Here is an 18,040-nt window from a genome sequence, read left to right as displayed (position 1 = left end):
GAGGGCATCAGCCCACACAATCCCATGTAGGCCCGTGCAAGCGCAGCGCCGCCGGGCGAAAACGCCCGTTAGCTGTTCAACGCAGGGCGTTCGCTAATGGCGATCCGCTTCGGCGCGATCTCTTCGGGCACGTTGCGGGTGATATCGATATGCAGCAGCCCGTTAGTGAAGGTCGCCCCGGTGACTTCCATATGTTCTGCGAGCGTAAAGCTCAAGCTGAACGGCTGGGTCACCAGACCTTGATGCAGCCACTGGGTTTCGGTCTCGGGTTTTTCCGGCGTACCTTTTACCGTCAGGCGCGTGCCTTCGAGCTGAACATCCAGGTTCTGCTGGCTGAATCCCGCCACGGCGAGCGTAATGCGATAGTGGTTATCGTCGCTCTTTTCAATGTTGTACGGCGGGAACGCCTGGCTTTCGGTGGTGCTTTGCAGCGTGGTAGCCAGTTTGTCAAAACCAATCCACTGACGCAGCAGCGGGGATAAATCGTAATTACGCATAGTCATTCTCCTTCTGAGAAGCGAGTTGAGCACAGTTTTTTGTGCGCAGTTGTCCCGGCAAATCCTGATGGACTCACATGCTCCCGAAATCGGCAAGCATTCAGTCTGGGCCGCCGCAGCGACCCGGCAATTAATTAATTTCGATACGGCGCGGTTTTTGCGCTTCCGGAATCACACGTTCCAGATCGACATACAGCAGGCCGTTCACCAGGTTCGCACCGTGAACGTGAATGTTCTCGGCTAACTGGAACTTACGTTCAAAGTTACGTTCCGCGATGCCCTGATAGAGGTAGGTACGTTCTTTCTGCTCGCCCGCGTGCGCGCCTTTCACCACCAGCAGGTTATCCTGGGCAGTGATCTCCAGTTCGCTTTCAGCGAAACCGGCCACGGCAATCGCAATGCGATAGTGGTTTTCGTCAACCAATTCAACGTTGTATGGCGGATAGCCGTTGCTCTGGCTTTGGTTATTTTCTAAATGATTAAACAGACGATCAAAGCCAATGGCTGAACGATAAAGCGGAGAAAGATCGAAGTTACGCATACAGTTAATACTCCTGAAATCAGCAAGAATTGTCGCCTTCCACCGTGGACAGGCTGGTGTATCCCAAACACCCATCAGGCGCGTTTGTTCATGGATACTCCTCTAAAATGGGTCTGATTCCGATCTTTTCAAGAGCAGGTTAACGAGAAATTTTTGCACTTTGCAGTGACTGGCATAGACTGGGTCTACAGCACAAAGGGTTAAAATGCGATGGGTGCCACAGAGCGGTACTTTTCAACTATTCATTTTGAGCATGGCCCGTTATAAACCGGGGAGCAGGCCGGTCCCGAGCCATTGATGATGACTGACAAATAATGAAAAATGTTCTGATAAAGCTGACGACGTTCAGCGCAGCAGTTGTGCTTTGCGGGTGTTCGAGCGTGATGTCTCACACTGGCGGCAAAGAAGGAACATATCCTGGAACGCGCGCCAGCGCGAACATGCTGACAGATGACGGCACGAACTGGGGCACCAAATCCCTGGTGATGCTGGATATGCCGTTTACCGCCGTTGTCGACACGCTCCTGCTGCCGTGGGATCTGTTCCGCACCGATAAATCCGTGCGCTCCCGCGTGGAGCAAAGCGAGCAGGAGACGCTGGCAACCAACGCCGTGATCCCGCCCGCTGACATGCCCGCCCGCTAGTTACTGCCCGGTCTCCGTCACCCACAGCTGGCGGAAACCGTCGACCTCTTCCATCCAGGCCAGATAACGTCCATCCGGGGACCAGACCACAGCATCACCGGACGGTGGATTGCCATGATCGGACGTCAGATACGTCACCGTCCCCGATGTTGCATCGCAGCGCGCAATACGATTATCCAGCACAAACCCCAGTGAATGCCCCGCCGGATGCCAGTTAAAGGCCGACTGAATGTCACTCTCGTTATGCGTCAGTTGACGGAGCTGGCTGCCGTCCGGTGCAATCAGCCAAATCTGCACCACGCCTTTATCGTCACGCAGCAAAAATGCGATCGCGCTCGCCTGCGGATTGCTGCGTACCCAGTGGCGCGGCGCGTTCAGCAATCCCGGGAAGCGGGCATCGTGGGTAAAGGTTAACCGGCGCTGTGCAACACCTGCTGGCGGTGCGGGCAGGCTCGCAGAAGTGCCCTCGAGCGGCGCGTTGCCCGCCCGTTTCCAGCCCTGCTCATCCTGCGGGAGATCGACAATAAACAGTTCCGGCACTTTCTCACCACCCACCGACAGGGTGTCGCCGATAAAGGCCAGCCGGTCGTTGCCAACCCAGCCCTCTTCATAGGCGCGGTTGATCTCATCGCTGCCTGGCGTCGGCTCCGGTGTCGTGCGGCTGACCAGCACGCTCCAGTGTGTTCCGGCATATTCACGTGGATGATGGCCGGCAGGCGTCACCGGCCCAAAGGGCGCGGCAACGCCCACGTTGCGTAAATCCCGTTTCGGATCCAGGGTGTGCAACACATGGTCATTATAGGTAAAGCTAACAAACTGCCCGTCAGGACTGAAGACATGGACATGGCTGCCGCCGCGCAGCGCGCCCGGGGTGAAGGGTTCGGTGATATCCATCGCATCAAGATTGCGCACCTGACCCTGAGCGGCAATGACGCCCTGACGATGGTGAAAATCATATTGCCAGTCCGCATCCGGGAATTGCGGGCCGCGAATAAACACGTACCTGTCATCGGCAGGATGGACGGTCACTACACCGACGTGCGCACCATGAGTGGCGCGATAAATCACCTCGACGTCGCCGCTTTCAACATTGACACGCTCAATGGTTTCGCCGGTAAATGACGCCCCGGACGGACGGACGTCAAACGCCAGCCAGCGGCTGTCGGCAGTCCAGGTACGGGTGTTGGTTAACTGGTGGTGGCGAGGAGCGAAGGTGATTTGTTTCATGAGGATACCCTGATGCGCGGATGTCGCATCAGGGTATAGCAATGCAGGAGATTAGCCTACCCGTTTGACGTCGCCCACCAGCAGGATATAGGAGAGCGCGCCAAGCAGGGCCACCGCGGAGATGTAGACCAGCGCCGGGCCGAAACCATAGTCCTGCGCCAGATAACCAATCACCAGCGGAACGGTGATCCCACCCAGTCCACCAACGAAGTTAAACACCCCACCGGTCAAGCCGATCAGACGCATCGGCGCCAGCGACGACACCAGTGACCAGGTAATTGAGGCAAAGCCATTACCGAAGAAGGCAACCGCCATCAGGGTCATAATCCACACCGGATCGTTGGTGTAGTTCGCCCCCATGATGCAGGTGGAGATTAGCAGCCCGCAGATAATCGGTGTTTTACGCGCAATGCCGAGGGAGTAGCCCTTTTTCACCAGCTTGTCCGCCAGCCAACCGGAAAGCAGTACGCCAACGAACGCGGCCAGGAACGGCACCGTGGTCATAAAGCCCGCTTTCAACGCGGTAATGCCTTTCTCCTGCGTCAGGTAGTTAGGGAACCAGGTCAGGAAGAACCACAGCGTCGAGGTAACCGCAAACTGCCCCAGATAAACGCCCACCAGCTTACGGTGGAACACCAGCTTCCAGTCGGCTTTGGTCAGCGGCTGACGCGCCTCTTTTTTCACCGGCGCATCGCCATCCACCAGGCCACCACCGTCGCGGATGTAGTCCAGCTCGGCTGTGCTGATGCCTTTGGTCAGACGCGGCGGCTGATACACTTTAATCCAGATAAACGACCAGATAATGCCGATCCCGCCGGTAACGATAAACACCCAGTGCCAGCTCAGCAGCTCCTGGATCCAGATCAGCAGCGGCGTCAGGAACGCGAGGCCGACAAACTGACCGGAGGTGTAGAACCCGACGGCAGAAGCTCGCTCATGCTCCGGGAACCAGCTGGTCACCATGCGGTTGTTGGTCGGGAAGGCCGGCGCTTCGAATATCCCGGTGATGGCGCGCAGGCCAATCAGCGACATCAGCCCGGTAGCAAAACCCTGGAACAGGGTCGCCACAGACCAGCCGAGGATGGCGATAAAATAGGTCAGGCGTGAGCCCATACGGTCCAGGAACCAGCCGCCGGGGATCTGACAGAGCGTATAAAGCCAGGCAAACGCCGAGAAGACGTAACCCATCTCCGCTTTGGTGATGCCAAATTCTTCCTGAATATGGACCGATGCCACGGCCAGGTTGGCGCGGTCAACATAGCAGATGACCACCGTAATAAAGATCATAACCAGCGTCAGGTAACGGCGACGCCCCGTTTTTGCAGTAGTAACTGGAATATCCATCGCAATCTGTCTCCAGATTTTGGGCATAGCGAGGCCACTCACCATGCCCTGTAAATTACAGAGGGTGTATTTGATTTTTTATAGAGATGGATGTCCTAAATAATTCGCGTCGCAGGAAGGCGGCAAGATTGCAAATCCCCAGGAGCTTACATAAGTAAGTGACTGGGGTGCGCAATCGCAGCCAACGCACCTGCGGCGCGAAGTATGACGGACATCACCATTCGGCTACAGAGCCATCCTCATGACGCCACAGCGGATTACGCCAGTCCGGCGCATTTTTACTCAGCTCGATAACTTTGGCTTCGTCGATATCCACGCCAAGGCCCGGCTTCATTAACGGTTTAAAGAAACCGCCTTCCATATTGAAATCTTCTTTGTTTTTCACAAAGTCGAGCAGCTCCGCGCCCTTGTTATAGTGAATCCCCATGCTCTGTTCCTGGAACACGGCATTGCGGGAAACAAAGTCCACGTGCAGGCAAGCAGCCAGCGCGATCGGTCCCAGCGGGCAATGTGGGGCCAGCGCCACGTCATAGGCCTCTGCCATTCCGGCAATTTTGTAGCATTCGGTGATCCCGCCTGCGTGGGAGAGATCCGGCTGCAGAATGGCGATACCGCCCGCTTCAAGCACGCGTTTGAACTCAAAGCGCGAGAACATACGCTCACCCGCAGCAATAGGAATATGGGTCTGCTCCGCCAGTTTCGGGTAGTACTCCGCCTGCTCGGCCAGCACCGGCTCTTCGATAAACAGCGGACGATATTGTTCCAGCTCTTTGATCAGCACTTTCGCCATCGGCGCGCTGACGCGACCATGGAAATCGAGACCAAACTCAATGTCGTTGCCGAAGGCTTCACGGATCTGCGCCACGGTATTCACCGCCCGGTCTATCGCGCGAGAATTGTCGATGATGCCCATCTCTTCACAGCCGTTCAGCTTGAAGGTGTCAAAACCGATCTCACGCAGCTTCTGGATGCCGTCGATCACTTCTGCCGGACGGTCGCCGCCGACCCAGCTGTACGCCTTGATTTTGTCACGTACCAGCCCGCCCATCAGTTGCCAGACCGGGGCATTGAGGACTTTGCCTTTGATATCCCACAGTGCCTGATCGATACCGGCGATAGCGCTCATCAGGATCGGGCCGCCACGGTAAAAGCCAGCGCGGTACATCACCTGCCACAGGTCATTGATGCGGGCCGGATCCTGACCAATCAGGTATTCACTCAGCTCATGGACTGCCGCTTCGACGGTGCGCGCGCGGCCTTCAATCACCGGTTCGCCCCAGCCAACCACGCCTTCGTCGGTTTCGATTTTCAGGAACATCCAGCGCGGAGGTAAACGGTACGTGGTGATGTTGGTAATTTTCATTTCACTGCCTCTCGATATGCCTTAACAAATGCCGCAGCCTGCTGAGCGGTACGTTCAACCGACTGCCCGGCGCGATACAGATCGCTGCCCAGTCCGGCACCCACACAGCCTGCCTCAATCCATTGCGCCAGGTTTTCTGGCGTGACGCCGCCGACGGCAAAGACCGGAACATCCGCAGGAAGCACGGCTTTCAGCGCTTTGATGTAATCCGGGCCGAAGGCCGAAGACGGGAATATTTTTAACGCCTGCGAACCTGCATCGAGAGCAGTAAAGGCTTCGGTGGCCGTGGCGCAACCCGGGCAGACGGTCATGCCATGCGCCACCGCGCGACGGATCACCTCTGGCTGAATATTAGGCGTAACAATGAGCTTGCAGCCCATGCTGGCGAGCTGATCCACCTGCTCCGGCTTCAGTACGGTGCCCGCGCCAATCAGCGCTTTATCGCCAAAAGCATCCACCACGGCGGGAATGCTTTTCTCCCATTCGGGGGAGTTGAGCGGGATTTCAACCGCGTCGAACCCGGCGTCGATCACTGCGCCAACGTGGGCCAATGCTTCGTCGGGGGTGATGCCGCGCAGAATTGCGATCAGCGGGAGTTTAGTTTGCCACTGCATGAGCGATGCTCCTTATACCTGCCTGAAATGCCGTGTCACCGGCCACCGTCGCCACGTCACGCCCGGCGGCGCGAAACGCCTGCTGATAGCGCGACGTCAACGAGGAGCCTGCAACAATGGTGATGGCCTGCTCACCCGCAACAAAGTCGCGCATACTGGCGACTTCAGCGCCAATCAGCAGGCCCGATAAAAACTCGCCGACCTGCTCACGCGGGAGGCTTCCCAGCACGTGTGAGGCGCGAACTTCAAACAGTTTCGGCAGAACATCAGGCGAGGCGAGACCGCGCTCAAGCCCGGCACAGAAGACCTCTGCAGCGCTTTCCTGCTCCGGCAATCCTGCGCCAACCAGCGAATGATTCAGGAGCAGATGGTGCAGCTCACCGGTCATCACCGTGCGAAAATCGTGGATCTGGTCAGCATCGGCACGCACCCATTTGCAGTGCGTTCCAGGCATCACATACACCGAAGAGGGGGAAAGGGTGCGCGCGCCGAGCAGCTGCGTCTCTTCGCCGCGCATCACATTGTGGTTGTCGTCACGAGAGACGCTAAGACCCGGAATGATCCAGATATTGTCGCCAACGGACGTTAACTGTTCGCCAATGGCAGAGAAATGGGCAGGAACCGGCAGATAAGGTGCCACTTTCCAGCCGACATTGCTGCCGACCATTCCCGCCATCACCACCGGCGTGGCGCCCTGGCGCCAGCCCTGAGTCACTTCTGCTAACACCGCTTCCGGGGACTTACCGTTCAGACGCGTAACGCCTGCTTCCGATTGCCTGCTCTCCAGGCATTTGTCGCCCTGATAAAGCCAGGCGCGCAAATTGGTCGATCCCCAGTCAATAGCGATGTAGCGAGATGTCATGTGATTTCCTTCAACCTTCGTGTTGAGCTGGCGATCATGGTTAACGCCGCCTGCTCTGCCGCATCGCTGTCCTGATGCCGTATCGCATCGAACAGCGCTTTATGTTCCTGGAGCGTCTTCGGCATGTTGGCCTCATCACCCATCCAGGTTCGTTCAAATACTGCTCGCTGGAGCGAGCTGATCGCGATGCTGAGCTGCTGCAGCACCGGATTATGCACCGACTGCAGCACCGCCTCGTGATAGCGGATATCCGCTTCGTTAAAGGCATCGCGATCCTGGTTATTGGCGATCATGTCGTTGAGCGCCGCCTCAATGTGTGCCAGATCGCCAGAGGTTGCGCGCTCTGCTGCCCAGCGGGCTATCGCCGGCTCGACCAGATTTCGCACCTCGCTCATGGCGCCGATCAGCCGTGGGTCATAGTCGTTTTCCAGCACCCACTGCAGCACATCGGTATCGAGGTAGTTCCACTGGTTACGTGGGGCGACAAAGGCGCCACGATAACGCTTCATTTCTATCAGCCGCTTCGCCATCAGCGAGCGGAATACTTCCCGAATGATGTTGCGCGACGTTTCGAACTCTTCACACAGCTCCGCCTCTGCAGGGAGCGGCGAGCCGGGAACATATTTACCGCCAACAATCTGGGTTCCCAGGGTGATGACGATGCGATCGGTTTTATTGAGAGTCATGGAGAGTCCTTGTGCTCTGTGTGTCCATCCCTACTTTACCGCGACCGCTGAATTTCACCTCACTTTTGCAGTACAAACGTGAAGTCATTCGTTAATGCTATGGTCGCAATGTAGTACAACTTATATGTGTTGTACTACAATCCAGATCACAAAAAGAACAATTCAATAATCTGAAGGCAAAAAAAAGCCCCGGTTGATAACCGGGGCCGATGAATTCACGAACTGTTAACGCAGAACAAACTTCTCAATCGCGTAAGCTACGCCGTCTTCGAGGTTAGATTTGGTGACGAAATTGGCCACCTCTTTCACCGACGGGATCGCGTTTTCCATCGCCACGCCTAAGCCTGCGTATTCCAGCATCGCAATGTCGTTTTCCTGATCGCCAAGGGTCATGATCTCTTCTGGCGCGATCCCCAGAGCATCGGCCAGCGACTTCACGCCGGTGCCTTTATTGACGCGTTTATCAAGGATTTCGAGGAAGTACGGCGCACTTTTCAGCACGGTATATTTCTCTTTTACTTCCGCCGGGATGCGGGAAATGGCTTTGTCCAGGATCTCTGGCTCATCAATCATCATCACTTTCAGGAACTGGGTCGCCGGATCCATTTTATCCGCTTCACAGAACACCAGCGGGATAGTGGCAACGAAAGATTCATGCACGGTGTAGTAGCTGATATCGCGGTTGGCGGTGTACAGCGTGTTGCGATCGAGTGCGTGGAAATGAGAACCCACGTCGCGGGAGAGTTGTTCCAGATACCGGTAATCGTCATAGCTCAGCGCGGTTTGCGCCACCGTGCTGCCGTCGGCCGCTTTCTGCACCAGCGCGCCGTTGTAAGTGATGCAGTAATCACCCGGCTCATTCATGTGCAGCTCTTTCAGGTAACTGTGCACGCCTGCGTACGGACGACCGGTGCACAGCACCACAATTACGCCCTGCGCACGCGCAGCAGCAATCGCGTTTTTAACGGCTGGAGAAATGGTGTGGTCTGGCAGCAGCAGCGTGCCGTCCATATCGATTGCAATGAGTTTGATAGCCATGGGATCCCCGGTTGGAATGAGTCTTTCCTCATGCTAACGCGATTCCGCTCAAAAAACAGTAAAGAAAAGGGGGATAGAAAGGGGAAGCAGGATTCCTCTTTTGCGGGCAAAGAAAAGCCCGGTAGCGCTAACGCTTACCGGGCCTGCAACGTCGAGGGTTACGTTAAATATCGATGTTCGCCGCTTTCAGGGCGTTTTCTTCGATAAAGGCGCGACGCGGTTCTACAGCATCACCCATCAGGGTGGTGAACAGCTGGTCGGCAGCAATGGCATCCTTAACGGTCACGCGCAGCATGCGGCGGCTTTCTGGATCCATGGTGGTTTCCCACAGCTGCTCTGGGTTCATTTCGCCCAGACCTTTATAACGCTGAATATACAGACCGCGACGGGACTCTTTCACCAGCCACTCCAGCGCCTGCTCGAAGCTGGCAACCGGCTGACGACGCTCACCACGTTCGATGAAGGCATCTTCTTCGATCAGGCCGCGCAGCTTCTCACCAAGCGTACAGATACGGCGGTATTCCGCACCGGTCACGAACTCCTGATCCAGCGGATAGTCGGTATCGACACCGTGGGTACGGACGCGGATAACCGGCTCGAACAGCTGCAGTTCTGTATTTTCAGTGATGTCGAACTTCCACTGGCTGCCGTGCTGCTCGTTCTCGTTCAGATCGCTGACCAGGGTATTCACCCAACGGGTGACCGCCTGCTCGCTGCTGAGATCGGCTTCGGACAACGTCGGCTGATAGACCAGCGCTTTCAGCAGCGTGCGCGGGAAGCGACGCTCCATGCGGCCAATCATCTTCTGCGTAGCGTTGTATTCAGAAACCAGCTTCTCTAAACCTTCGCCTGCCAGGGCTGGTGCCCCTTCAGTTGCATGCAGGGTCGCGCCATCCAGAGCGATAGAGAGCTGATATTGATCCATCGCCTCGTCGTCTTTAATGTACTGTTCCTGCTTGCCTTTCTTCACTTTGTACAGCGGTGGCTGGGCAATGTAGACATGGCCGCGCTCAACGATTTCTGGCATCTGACGATAGAAGAAGGTCAACAGCAGCGTACGGATGTGCGAGCCGTCGACGTCCGCATCGGTCATGATGATGATGCTGTGATAGCGCAGCTTGTCCGGGTTGTACTCATCGCGGCCGATGCCGCAGCCCAGCGCAGTGATAAGCGTTGCCACTTCCTGAGACGCGAGCATTTTGTCGAAGCGCGCTTTCTCGACATTGAGGATTTTACCTTTCAACGGCAGGATCGCCTGGTTCTTACGGTTACGCCCCTGTTTTGCAGAGCCGCCCGCTGAGTCCCCTTCCACTAAGTACAGCTCGGAGTGTGCCGGATCGCGTTCCTGACAGTCAGCCAGTTTGCCTGGCAGGCCTGCCAGGTCCAGCGCGCCTTTACGGCGGGTCATTTCACGGGCACGACGTGCCGCTTCACGGGCACGTGCCGCATCGATAATTTTGCCGACCACGATTTTCGCGTCAGACGGGTTTTCCAGCAGGTATTCGCTCAGCAGTTCGTTCATCTGCTGTTCAACCGCCGTTTTCACCTCTGAAGAGACCAGTTTATCTTTGGTCTGAGAGGAGAACTTCGGATCCGGCACCTTCACGGACACTACGGCAATCAGGCCTTCGCGGGCATCGTCACCGGTAGCGCTGACTTTCGCTTTTTTGCTGTAGCCTTCTTTGTCCATGTAGGCGTTCAAGGTACGGGTCATCGCCGTACGGAAGCCTACAAGGTGGGTACCGCCATCACGCTGGGGAATGTTGTTGGTAAAGCAGTAGATGTTTTCCTGGAAACCGTCGTTCCACTGCAGCGCCACTTCCACGCCGATTCCGTCTTTTTCTGTGGAGAAATAGAAGATATTCGGGTGAATTGGCGTTTTGTTCTTGTTCAGATACTCAACGAACGCCTTGATGCCGCCTTCGTAATGGAAATGGTCTTCTTTGCCGTCGCGCTTGTCGCGCAGGCGGATAGAGACGCCGGAGTTCAGGAACGACAGCTCGCGCAGGCGCTTGGCCAGGATCTCGTATTCGAATTCCACCACGTTGCTGAACGTTTCATGGCTTGGCCAGAAACGGACCTGAGTCCCGGTCGCGTCGGTATCACCGGTAACCGCCAGCGGTGCCTGAGGTACGCCGTGGACGTAGGTTTGCTGATGTACTTTGCCTTCGCGGCGGATCAGCAGTTCCAGCTTCTGCGACAGGGCGTTAACCACTGACACGCCTACGCCGTGCAGGCCGCCGGAAACTTTATAGGAGTTATCATCGAATTTACCGCCTGCGTGCAGCACGGTCATGATAACTTCCGCTGCAGAGACACCCTCTTCCGGGTGAATACCGGTTGGGATCCCACGACCATCATCGGTCACGGAGACAGAGTTGTCGGCGTGGATCGTCACCACGATATCTTTACAGTGACCCGCGAGTGCTTCGTCGATAGCGTTATCCACAACCTCGAATACCATGTGGTGCAGACCGGTGCCGTCATCCGTATCGCCGATATACATACCCGGGCGCTTACGTACCGCATCCAGCCCTTTCAGGACTTTGATACTGGAGGAGTCATAAGAATTCGACATCAACGTTTCTCGCTCATTTTTTCTTGGGTTAATCCGTTATTTTACCCTTTTCCACGGTGAACATCTTCGAATTTTTGTCCGACATGTCCATTACGTGCTCAGCGCTGATGGCGCTGACGAAAACCTGCGACTGCGTGGCTTTTAAGCGGCTGGCCAGCAGCCCGCGCCGCGCATCGTCAAGTTCCGAGGCAAAATCATCAATCAGATACAGGCAGCGTCGCCCGCTTTCACGGGTGAGAAACTCCCCCTGCGCCAGGCGCAGCGCACACATCAGGAGCTTGAGCTGCCCGCGCGATAAAGTATCTTCAACCGGCGCACCGTCAGCACGAATGCGGAAATCCGCCTTGTGCGGGCCATGCGCGGTATAGGTCAGCATGCGATCGCGCTCGAAGCTTCTCTCCAGCACCTCGGCATAGTCGGTCTCTTTCTCCCAGCCACGCTGGAAGGAGAAACTGAGAGAAAACTCCGGCAAAAACTGTTTGCAGGTGTCGGCCATGTCTTCGGCGATGCCTGCACTGTATTCGGCGCGCCAGCGGCTGATCTGCTCCGCCAGCGGGATAAGCTCTTTATCCCACGGCCGCAGCTGGGCGTAGCGGGTGACCTGTCGCAACGCGGCGTTACGCTGTTTGAGCAGGCGTTTAAGGTTGCTCCAGGCGTTAAAAAAACCCGCTTCGTTATGAAAGCAACCCCAGTCGAGGAAAGCTCTTCTGTATTTGGGGCCGCCGTTGAGTAAAGTAAACCCTTCGGGGGTGATCAGCTGCATCGGCATCAGTAGCGCCAGCTCGGCCACCTTATGGCCATCGGTGCCGTCAATGCGCACCTTACTGTCGCCGTGCTTGTCTTTGGTCAGGCCGATGGCGGTTTCACGCGCTTCACCCTGTAAACGGCCGTGAAGCACAAAGGCTTCCTGCTCGTGGCGAATGACGCGACCAATCTGCAAACTGCGAAATGCCCGGCCATGGCCGAGGGTATAGATGGCTTCCAGCACGCTGGTTTTGCCACTGCCGTTGGCGCCAACCAGGAAGTTAAAGCCGGGGGATAAGGCAAGATCCGCGCTTTCGATATTGCGAAAGTCGCGGATCAATAGGCGGGTCAGCGACATTACAGTCTCATTGGCATAACAACATAGGCTGCCGACTGAGACGCAGCATCTTCAATCTGTACGCTTGAAACGGAGTCAGTGAGCAGAATGCGAACGTTCTCGCACTTCAGCGCATTCAGCACATCCAGCACGTAGCTGACGTTAAAGCCGATTTCCATTTCGGTGCCCGCAGCGTAAGTGACGTCGAGGATCTCTTCGGCCTCTTCCTGCTCCGGGTTGTTAGCGGTGATTTTAATCTGGTTTTCGCTCACATACAGACGCACACCGCGGAACTTCTCGTTAGAGAGGATCGCCGCACGGGCAAACGCCTGTTTAAGGATGTCACAGCCCGCTTCCAGCGTTTTGTCCGGGTTCTTCGGCAACACGCGGCGATAATCCGGGAAACGGCCATCAACCAGCTTAGAGGTAAAGATAAAGTCACCGACATGGGCGCGGATATTGTTGCTGCCAATCTGCACGCGCAGCGGGTTTTCGCCGCCGTCGAGCATACGCATCAGCTCAATCACACCTTTACGCGGCACGATCACCGAATGGTTCGGCAGCGTGACGCCAATCGGCATCGAGCACACCGCCAGACGGTGACCGTCGGTCGCGACGGTACGCAGCTCTTCGCCTTCGGTTTCAAACAGCATGCCGTTTAAATAGTAGCGAACGTCCTGATGCGCCATCGAGAACTGGGTGGCTTCAATCAGGCGTTTCATGGTCGCCTGCGGCAGGGTGAATTCAACTTCACTCTGCCAGTCGTCCAGATTCGGGAAGTCAATGGCCGGGAGCGTAGAGAGCGAGAAGCGGCTGCGGCCAGAACGCACCAGCATCCGATCGCCTTCGAGCTGCACGGCGATTTCTGCCCCTTCCGGCAGACCACGGCAGATATCAAACAACTTACGTGCCGGAACCGTCGTCGCGCCCGCTTCATGCGGGTGAGTCAGCGTCACGCGAGCGACCATTTCCATCTCAAGATCGGTACCGGTCAGCGACAGCGTACCCTCTGCAACCTGCAGCAGCAGGTTACCGAGAATAGGCAGCGTAGGGCGGCCGCCTAATGGGCCACTCACCTGTTGCAGCGGTTTTAATAAGTGTTCACGTTCAACGGTAAATTTCATAGCATCACGATGATAATGTTCTGATTAAATTGGAGAAGTCTTCTTTAATGTCGTGGCTTTCTTCGCGCAGCTGCTCGATCTTACGGCAGGCGTGCAGCACGGTAGTGTGGTCACGGCCACCAAACGCATCGCCGATTTCCGGCAGACTGTGATTGGTTAATTCCTTTGCCAGCGCCATCGCCATCTGACGCGGTCTCGCCACCGAGCGGGAACGACGTTTGGACAGCAAATCTGCCACTTTAATTTTGTAGTACTCCGCCACCGTCTTCTGAATATTGTCGATGGTGACCAGCTTTTCCTGCAGCGCCAGCAGATCGCGCAGCGCTTCACGCACGAAATCGATGGTAATCGCCCGGCCGGTAAAGTTGGCGTTGGCGATCACGCGGTTCAGTGCGCCTTCGAGCTCACGCACGTTAGAGCGTAGACGCTTGGCGATGAAGAAGGCGACTTCGCCCGGCAGACGAATGTCGTTTTCGTCAGCTTTTTTCATCAGGATCGCCACGCGGGTTTCCAGCTCCGGCGGCTCGATCGCCACTGTCAAGCCCCAACCAAAGCGTGATTTCAGACGATCCTCAACCCCGTTGATCTCTTTAGGATAGCGATCCGAAGTCAAAATGATCTGCTGATTGCCTTCCAGCAGGGCATTGAAGGTGTGGAAAAACTCTTCCTGGGATCGTTCTTTATTAGCAAAGAACTGAATGTCATCGATCAGCAGCGCATCAACGGAACGGTAGTAGCGTTTAAACTCTTCGATCGCGTTGTTTTGCAGGGCTTTTACCATGTCCTGCACAAAGCGTTCGGAGTGCATATACACCACTTTCGCATTCGGCTTACGCGCAATGATGCCGTTGCCCACCGCATGCAGCAGGTGCGTTTTACCTAAACCGGTGCCGCCATAAAGGAACAGCGGGTTATACGCACCGCCAGGGTTATCAGCGACCTGACGGGCCGCCGCGCGCGCCAGCTGGTTCGACTTACCTTCAACGAAGTTATCGAACGTGTGCTTGAGGTTAACGTTGGAGCGATAGGTCGGCTCCGCTGGGGCCGGAACGTTGTCCCAGCCAGAGCGCGGCGCAGGCGCAACGCGTGGCATATAAACCTGCGCGGTTTGCGCAGGTGCAGCGGCAACGTTAACGGTCGTTTTCAGGGTTTGGGGAGCCGGTTTGGTGCCCACTTCGAAACGCAGTTGTGGGATTTCGGTACCGCAAAATTCGTTTAGCAGTCCATTGATGTTATTGAGGTATTTATCCCTGACCCAATCGAGCACAAAACGGTTTGGCGCATACAAAGCCAGCGTGTTATCGCTCAGTTCCGCCTGCAACGGGCGGATCCACATACTGAATTCTGTGGCTGGTAACTCATCCTGCAATCGGGCAAGACATTGCTGCCAAAGCGAAAGTGACACGGCGGACTCCACTCGAACATAAAAAGAAAGCTATTGAATAGTCATGATTGTAGACACACGTCGAAAAGACCCGGCGTTTAAGGGTGACGTGCGAACCGCTATCGGCGGTTTTTACCCGTTCAGGATCCTGGGGAACGATCGGGACCGCGGATCATAGCCTAAACTGAGCCAGAGATCTTGTGTTTCTCACAGTTTCTTCCCGTTTTATCCACAGGAGGATCCGAAACCGGATAAGTGTAATCGATCCTGATGGAGGGGCCCTACGATTCAGGCCGCATATTGGAAAAATTAATGAGTAACGCCCCCATTTTTGCTTAAATGATCTAACGAAGATCCGGGACGATCCTTGCGCTTTAACCAGGAGCCCGTATAATCCTCCACCCGGCGCGTGGGAGTCGAATTCCTGTGTCTGGCACTGCTTATTTTACGCGCGAAAAGGTGCGGAAAGACGCAGGAAATAAGGAAAGAGAATTGACTCCGGAGTGTACAATTATTACAATCCGGCCTCTTTAATCACCCATGGCTTCGGCGTCCATCGTTCGTTATTCGTTCGGACTCCTTAAAAAGCCATTGAATTTATTCAAGTTTAGGTAGAAATCGCCATGAAACGCACTTTTCAACCGTCTGTACTGAAGCGCAACCGTTCACACGGCTTCCGTGCTCGTATGGCTACTAAAAATGGTCGTCAGGTTCTGGCACGTCGTCGTGCTAAAAGCCGTTCACGTCTGACCGTTTCCAAGTAATTAAGCTAACCCCTGAGTGGTTAAGCTAGCATTTCCCAGGGAGTTACGTTTGTTAACTCCCACTCATTTCACTTTCGTCTTCCAGCAGCCACAACGTGCTGGCACGCCGCAAATCACCATCCTCGGCCGCCAGAATTCGCTGGGGCATCCCCGCATCGGTCTTACAGTCGCCAAGAAAAACGTTAAACGCGCGCATGAACGCAATCGGATTAAACGTCTGACGCGTGAAAGCTTCCGTTTACGTCAACATGAACTCCCGTCTATGGATTTCGTGGTGGTGGCGAAAAAAGGGGTTGCTGACCTCGATAACCGTGCTCTCTCGGAAGCGTTGGAAAAGCTATGGCGTCGCCATTGTCGCCTGGCTCACGGTTCCTGATAGCCCTTATCCGGGTCTATCAACGCCTGATCAGTCCGCTGCTTGGGCCGCACTGCCGTTTCACTCCAACCTGTTCAAGCTACGGAATTGAGGCATTGCGCAGGTTTGGAGTGATAAAAGGCAGTTGGTTGACGGTGAAACGCGTATTAAAATGCCACCCTTTACATCCCGGTGGAGACGATCCCGTCCCCCCAGGACCTTTTGATACCAGAGAACACTAACGATGGATTCGCAACGCAATCTTCTTATCATCGCTTTGCTGTTCGTGTCTTTCATGATCTTCCAGGCTTGGGAGCAGGATAAAAATCCTCAACCTCAGCAGCAGATCACGCAGACAACGACCACCGCAGCGGGTAGCGCCGCCGACCAGGGCGTACCGTCCAGTGGCCAGGGTAAACTGATTACGGTTAAAACCGATGTGCTTGAACTGACCATCAACACCCGTGGTGGTGATGTTGAGCAGGCGCAGCTGGTAACGTACCCGAAAGAGCTCGCATCTACTGAGCCTTTCCAGTTACTGGAAACCACACCGCAGTTTATCTATCAGGCACAGAGTGGCCTGACCGGTCGTGATGGCCCGGATAACCCGGCTAATGGCGCGCGTCCGCTGTATAACGTCGATAAAGATGCGTTTGTGCTGGCTGATGGCCAGAACGAACTCGCGATCCCGATGACTTACACTGATGCTGCTGGCAACACCTTCACCAAAACCTTCACCCTGAAACGCGGTGAATATGCGGTGAGCGTAGGCTATAACGTGCAGAACACCGGTGCGAAACCACTGGAAGTCTCCACCTTTGGTCAGCTGAAGCAAACCATCAATCTGCCGACGCACCGTGACACCGGAAGCAACAACTTCGCGTTGCACACCTTCCGTGGCGCTGCGTACTCCACGCCAGATACCAAGTACGAGAAATACAAATTCGACACCATCGCCGATAACGAAAACCTGAACGTCAGCTCTAAAGGCGGTTGGGTAGCGATGCTGCAGCAGTATTTCGCGACGGCATGGGTGCCTAATAACGCGGGCTCCAACAACTTCTACACCGCCAACCTGGGCAACGGCATTGCCGCTATCGGCTATAAGTCTGAGCCGGTTCTGGTTCAACCGGGTCAAACCGGTACGCTCGGCAGCACCCTGTGGGTCGGCCCGGAAATCCAGGACAAAATGGCTGCTGTGGCACCGCACCTGGATCTGACCGTAGATTACGGTTGGTTGTGGTTCATCTCTCAGCCGCTGTTCAAACTGCTGAAGTGGATCCATAGCTTCCTGGGTAACTGGGGCTTCTCGATCATCGTTATTACCTTCATCGTTCGTGGCATCATGTACCCGCTGACTAAAGCGCAGTACACCTCCATGGCGAAGATGCGTATGCTGCAGCCGAAGATTGCGGCGATGCGTGAGCGTCTGGGCGATGATAAGCAGCGTCAGAGCCAGGAGATGATGGCCCTGTATAAAGCAGAGAAAGTAAACCCACTGGGTGGTTGCTTCCCGCTGCTGATTCAGATGCCAATCTTCCTTGCGCTGTACTACATGCTGATGGGTTCCGTTGAGCTGCGCCACGCGCCGTTCGCCCTGTGGATCCATGACCTGTCCGCACAGGACCCGTACTACATCCTGCCGATCCTGATGGGTATCACGATGTTCTTCATTCAGAAGATGTCGCCTACCACTGTGACCGACCCGATGCAGCAGAAGATCATGACCTTTATGCCGGTCATCTTCACCGTGTTCTTCCTGTGGTTCCCGTCAGGTCTGGTGCTGTACTATATCGTCAGCAACCTGGTCACCATTCTGCAGCAGCAGCTGATCTACCGTGGTCTGGAAAAACGTGGCCTGCATAGCCGCGAAAAGAAAAACTCCTGATTAGGTTAGGCTGTAGCTAAAATAAAGGCGGTCATCAGACCGCCTTTTTT

18 protein-coding genes and 1 pseudogene are annotated in these 18,040 nt (G+C 55.6%); 6 read left to right on the top strand and 13 right to left on the bottom strand.

Annotation, left to right across the window (positions count from 1 at the left end; genetic code table 11):
• Positions 1-68 precede the first annotated feature (68 nt).
• Complete coding sequence (gene ibpB / locus M8013_RS02055) at positions 69-497, bottom strand: small heat shock chaperone IbpB (protein ID WP_271266171.1); 429 nt, start codon at positions 495-497, stop codon at positions 69-71.
• A gap of 130 nt (positions 498-627) precedes the next feature.
• Complete coding sequence (ibpA, locus tag M8013_RS02050) at positions 628-1,038, bottom strand: small heat shock chaperone IbpA (RefSeq protein WP_271266170.1); 411 nt, start codon at positions 1,036-1,038, stop codon at positions 628-630.
• A 311-nt stretch (positions 1,039-1,349) separates the two neighbouring features.
• Here ibpA and M8013_RS02045 point away from each other — a divergent pair, with 311 nt between their 5' ends.
• A complete protein-coding gene (locus M8013_RS02045) occupies positions 1,350-1,682 on the top strand; it encodes a YceK/YidQ family lipoprotein (RefSeq protein WP_271266201.1) in 333 nt (110 codons plus the stop codon).
• On the opposite strand, the gene M8013_RS02040 is transcribed toward M8013_RS02045, so the two are convergent.
• The 11 genes from M8013_RS02040 to dnaA all read right to left on the bottom strand — a co-directional run bounded on the left by M8013_RS02040 (position 1,683) and on the right by dnaA (position 15,004).
• A complete protein-coding gene (locus M8013_RS02040; RefSeq protein ID WP_271266169.1) occupies positions 1,683-2,909 on the bottom strand; it encodes a YidR family protein in 1,227 nt (408 codons plus the stop codon).
• Between the two features lie 51 nt (positions 2,910-2,960).
• Entirely contained in the window at positions 2,961-4,298 is a 1,338-nt protein-coding gene (locus M8013_RS02035; protein ID WP_271266168.1) for an MFS transporter, read from the bottom strand.
• A 169-nt stretch (positions 4,299-4,467) separates the two neighbouring features.
• Positions 4,468-5,616: a galactonate dehydratase gene (gene dgoD, locus M8013_RS02030; RefSeq protein WP_271266167.1), complete on the bottom strand. Its 1,149-nt coding sequence runs from the start codon at positions 5,614-5,616 to the stop codon at positions 4,468-4,470.
• The gene (locus tag M8013_RS02025) at positions 5,613-6,230 is read right to left on the bottom strand and encodes a 2-dehydro-3-deoxy-6-phosphogalactonate aldolase (protein ID WP_271266166.1); all 618 of its coding nucleotides are present in this window, start codon (positions 6,228-6,230) and stop codon (positions 5,613-5,615) included. The genes dgoD and M8013_RS02025 overlap by 4 nt, the downstream gene beginning before the upstream one ends.
• Positions 6,214-7,092, bottom strand: a complete 879-nt coding sequence (locus M8013_RS02020) for a 2-dehydro-3-deoxygalactonokinase (protein ID WP_271266165.1) — start codon at positions 7,090-7,092, stop codon at positions 6,214-6,216. Before M8013_RS02020 ends, M8013_RS02025 begins: the two co-directional genes overlap by 17 nt.
• Positions 7,089-7,778: a D-galactonate utilization transcriptional regulator DgoR gene (gene dgoR, locus M8013_RS02015; RefSeq protein WP_271266164.1), complete on the bottom strand. Its 690-nt coding sequence runs from the start codon at positions 7,776-7,778 to the stop codon at positions 7,089-7,091. The genes M8013_RS02020 and dgoR overlap by 4 nt, the downstream gene beginning before the upstream one ends.
• Positions 7,779-8,003: 225 nt before the next feature.
• Positions 8,004-8,816, bottom strand: a complete 813-nt coding sequence (gene yidA, locus M8013_RS02010; RefSeq protein ID WP_271266163.1) for a sugar-phosphatase — start codon at positions 8,814-8,816, stop codon at positions 8,004-8,006.
• Positions 8,817-8,979: 163 nt separating this feature from the next.
• The gene (gene gyrB, locus M8013_RS02005; RefSeq protein WP_271266162.1) at positions 8,980-11,394 is read right to left on the bottom strand and encodes a DNA topoisomerase (ATP-hydrolyzing) subunit B; all 2,415 of its coding nucleotides are present in this window, start codon (positions 11,392-11,394) and stop codon (positions 8,980-8,982) included.
• Positions 11,395-11,422: 28 nt separating this feature from the next.
• On the bottom strand, positions 11,423-12,496 hold the full coding sequence (gene recF / locus M8013_RS02000) for a DNA replication/repair protein RecF (RefSeq protein WP_271266161.1): 1,074 nt from the start codon (positions 12,494-12,496) through the stop codon (positions 11,423-11,425).
• Positions 12,496-13,599, bottom strand: a complete 1,104-nt coding sequence (gene dnaN / locus M8013_RS01995; RefSeq protein ID WP_271266160.1) for a DNA polymerase III subunit beta — start codon at positions 13,597-13,599, stop codon at positions 12,496-12,498. Before dnaN ends, recF begins: the two co-directional genes overlap by 1 nt.
• Positions 13,600-13,603: 4 nt before the next feature.
• Positions 13,604-15,004, bottom strand: a complete 1,401-nt coding sequence (gene dnaA / locus M8013_RS01990) for a chromosomal replication initiator protein DnaA (protein ID WP_271266159.1) — start codon at positions 15,002-15,004, stop codon at positions 13,604-13,606.
• Between the two features lie 322 nt (positions 15,005-15,326).
• On the opposite strand from dnaA, the pseudogene M8013_RS23590 reads away from it, so the two are divergent.
• From M8013_RS23590 to yidC, 5 genes and pseudogenes are all read left to right on the top strand, one after another.
• Positions 15,327-15,377 (top strand): annotated as a pseudogene (locus tag M8013_RS23590) (hypothetical protein); the annotation flags it as partial.
• A gap of 229 nt (positions 15,378-15,606) precedes the next feature.
• Positions 15,607-15,747, top strand: coding sequence for a 50S ribosomal protein L34 (gene rpmH / locus M8013_RS01985; protein WP_002220736.1), 141 nt, complete (start codon positions 15,607-15,609; stop codon positions 15,745-15,747).
• A 16-nt stretch (positions 15,748-15,763) separates the two neighbouring features.
• On the top strand, positions 15,764-16,123 hold the full coding sequence (gene rnpA / locus M8013_RS01980) for a ribonuclease P protein component (protein ID WP_014072458.1): 360 nt from the start codon (positions 15,764-15,766) through the stop codon (positions 16,121-16,123).
• Positions 16,087-16,344, top strand: coding sequence for a membrane protein insertion efficiency factor YidD (gene yidD / locus M8013_RS01975; protein WP_271266158.1), 258 nt, complete (start codon positions 16,087-16,089; stop codon positions 16,342-16,344). Before rnpA ends, yidD begins: the two co-directional genes overlap by 37 nt.
• A gap of 2 nt (positions 16,345-16,346) precedes the next feature.
• Positions 16,347-17,990 carry a membrane protein insertase YidC gene (gene yidC, locus M8013_RS01970; RefSeq protein ID WP_271266157.1) on the top strand — a complete coding sequence of 548 codons (1,644 nt, stop codon included), beginning with the start codon at positions 16,347-16,349 and terminating at the stop codon, positions 17,988-17,990.
• The last annotated feature ends 50 nt before the right edge of the window (positions 17,991-18,040 follow it).

This window comes from Silvania confinis (assembly GCF_025564085.1).
Lineage (GTDB): Bacteria > Pseudomonadota > Gammaproteobacteria > Enterobacterales > Enterobacteriaceae > Enterobacter > Enterobacter confinis.
The sequence above is the reverse complement of the archived record's forward strand: the minus strand, read 5'-3'. Positions and strand labels throughout refer to the sequence as shown.

Bases quoted from the DNA above. Each gene is read 5' to 3' on its own strand.
- ibpB (WP_271266171.1), bottom strand. From the start codon at position 497: ATGCGTAATTACGATTTATCCCCGCTGCTGCGTCAGTGGATTGGTTTT.
- yidA (WP_271266163.1), bottom strand. From the start codon at position 8,816: ATGGCTATCAAACTCATTGCAATCGATATGGACGGCACGCTGCTGCTG.
- dgoD (WP_271266167.1), bottom strand. From the start codon at position 5,616: ATGAAAATTACCAACATCACCACGTACCGTTTACCTCCGCGCTGGATG.
- dnaN (WP_271266160.1), bottom strand. From the start codon at position 13,599: ATGAAATTTACCGTTGAACGTGAACACTTATTAAAACCGCTGCAACAG.
- gyrB (WP_271266162.1), bottom strand. From the start codon at position 11,394: ATGTCGAATTCTTATGACTCCTCCAGTATCAAAGTCCTGAAAGGGCTG.
- ibpA (WP_271266170.1), bottom strand. From the start codon at position 1,038: ATGCGTAACTTCGATCTTTCTCCGCTTTATCGTTCAGCCATTGGCTTT.
- M8013_RS02025 (WP_271266166.1), bottom strand. From the start codon at position 6,230: ATGCAGTGGCAAACTAAACTCCCGCTGATCGCAATTCTGCGCGGCATC.
- M8013_RS02040 (WP_271266169.1), bottom strand. From the start codon at position 2,909: ATGAAACAAATCACCTTCGCTCCTCGCCACCACCAGTTAACCAACACC.
- dgoR (WP_271266164.1), bottom strand. From the start codon at position 7,778: ATGACTCTCAATAAAACCGATCGCATCGTCATCACCCTGGGAACCCAG.
- yidD (WP_271266158.1), top strand. From the start codon at position 16,087: ATGGCGTCGCCATTGTCGCCTGGCTCACGGTTCCTGATAGCCCTTATC.
- M8013_RS02020 (WP_271266165.1), bottom strand. From the start codon at position 7,092: ATGACATCTCGCTACATCGCTATTGACTGGGGATCGACCAATTTGCGC.
- M8013_RS02035 (WP_271266168.1), bottom strand. From the start codon at position 4,298: ATGGTGAGTGGCCTCGCTATGCCCAAAATCTGGAGACAGATTGCGATG.
- yidC (WP_271266157.1), top strand. From the start codon at position 16,347: ATGGATTCGCAACGCAATCTTCTTATCATCGCTTTGCTGTTCGTGTCT.
- rpmH (WP_002220736.1), top strand. From the start codon at position 15,607: ATGAAACGCACTTTTCAACCGTCTGTACTGAAGCGCAACCGTTCACAC.
- recF (WP_271266161.1), bottom strand. From the start codon at position 12,496: ATGTCGCTGACCCGCCTATTGATCCGCGACTTTCGCAATATCGAAAGC.